We start from the raw sequence: 1,555 nt of genomic DNA on the forward strand, positions 1-1,555 counted from the left end.
ATGTGGTACAACAGTCGTCGCCTACATTCTTATCTGGATTACCAAAGTCCAAATAACTTTGAAGCGATGATAAACAATTTAGATATGGTTGCTTAACTGGGGTGACTGAATTTGGTTGACCAGGTCATGTTTTTTATCTAAAATATTTATTGGCTGTTTGGTTTCGTTGGATATATTAAAGAGTTCAGCTTAGTGATAACAGGCTCCACCTTGACCGATTTTTCCAGTTCACCCCGTGTTAAACCGCAATGCTGAGCATGTCTTGATTACAGGTTGAGAAACTCTCTAATTTCAGCTTCTTGTTCCATGGCATCGTTAAAGCCTACTTGGATTAATCGTTTGCAATAGTTTTGTTCAAATAAGATATAGGAGGTAAGAGAAGAGTCGGAGTCTTTGCCACTGCCCATCAACCGTAATATAAACCGGAGTGGCCACTGCAATTCGTCGTAATGTTCATGGGCGAGCACGTGGAAGTTTTTGCTGGGGTTAATTAAAAAACTCTCAATAGGTTTCAGGTTGGATTGTAAGTTACGCTTATTTTTATCGATCAGGTTTACGGTTTTATTGATCCGTTGCATCCGCTCTAAGTCACTGCTTAGTGCTTCACTAAATACCGTATCCATTAAATGGCCGGCTATGGTGGCGGAGCTTGGTGGTTGATGAAAATCTACCGCATGATGGATCTCTTGCTGCGGCTGTTTTATGCCGACAATAAATATTTTTTCAGCGCCTAAATGTATTGGCGTACTTAACGGTGATAACTGGCTTACCGAGCCATCACCAAAGTGTTCTTTTTTAATTTTTACCGACGGAAAAATTAACGGGATTGCCGATGACGCTAACAAATGGTCGGTATGCAGGGTAGTTTGTACCCCGCGGCGTTTCGCCCGCTGCCATGGGGTGATGGATTTATCGGCTTGATAAAAGCTGATTGAGTCTCCTGAAGTATAACTCGACGCTGTGATGGCAATGGAAGACAAATAGCCATTATTGATGTTGCCATCGATTCGGCGAAAATCCACCACCCGGTTCAAGAGTTCTCTTAACGGGTCGTTGTTTAACAAACTCATCGCCTTTTTCGGCGCGTAGCCGGCTCGATAGGAGCTTAAAAGGCCACGGAGAATATGGCCAAACACATTTCTGGCCTTACTGTGATAAATTTGCCCGGTATGCATATGGTTGTAAATGTACTCTAACCGCCTGATGCCCAAATGGTAACAAGAGGCGTAACAGGCGATGGTGGTGGCATTTATCGCGCCAGCAGATGTACCTGAAATAATGGGAAACGGAATGCCATGATTACGCGGCATAAATTTGGATATGGCCTTTAACACGCCGACTTGATAGGCAGCAGTAGCACCACCACCCGTTAGTAGCAGTGCAGTTTTACATCCCTTATAACTTTTCTTCTGACTCATTGGCATACAACTGACCTGGTCAACCAAATTCAGTCACCCCAGTTAAGCAACCATATCTAAATTGTTTATCATCGCTTCAAAGTTATTTGGACTTTGGTAATCCAGATAAGAATGTAGGCGACGACTGTTGTACCACA

At 43.2% G+C, this 1,555-nt stretch carries 1 protein-coding gene; it reads right to left on the reverse strand.

What is annotated here, in order from left to right:
• Nucleotides 1–266 precede the first annotated feature (266 nt).
• On the reverse strand, nt 267–1,424 hold the full coding sequence (locus tag ND16A_RS12895; protein ID WP_033076876.1) for a patatin-like phospholipase family protein: 1,158 nt from the start codon (nt 1,422–1,424) through the stop codon (nt 267–269).
• Between the last annotated feature and the right edge of the window lie 131 nt (nt 1,425–1,555).

This window comes from Thalassotalea sp. ND16A, assembly GCF_000764205.1.
In the GTDB taxonomy this organism is placed as follows: domain Bacteria; phylum Pseudomonadota; class Gammaproteobacteria; order Enterobacterales; family Alteromonadaceae; genus Thalassotalea_A.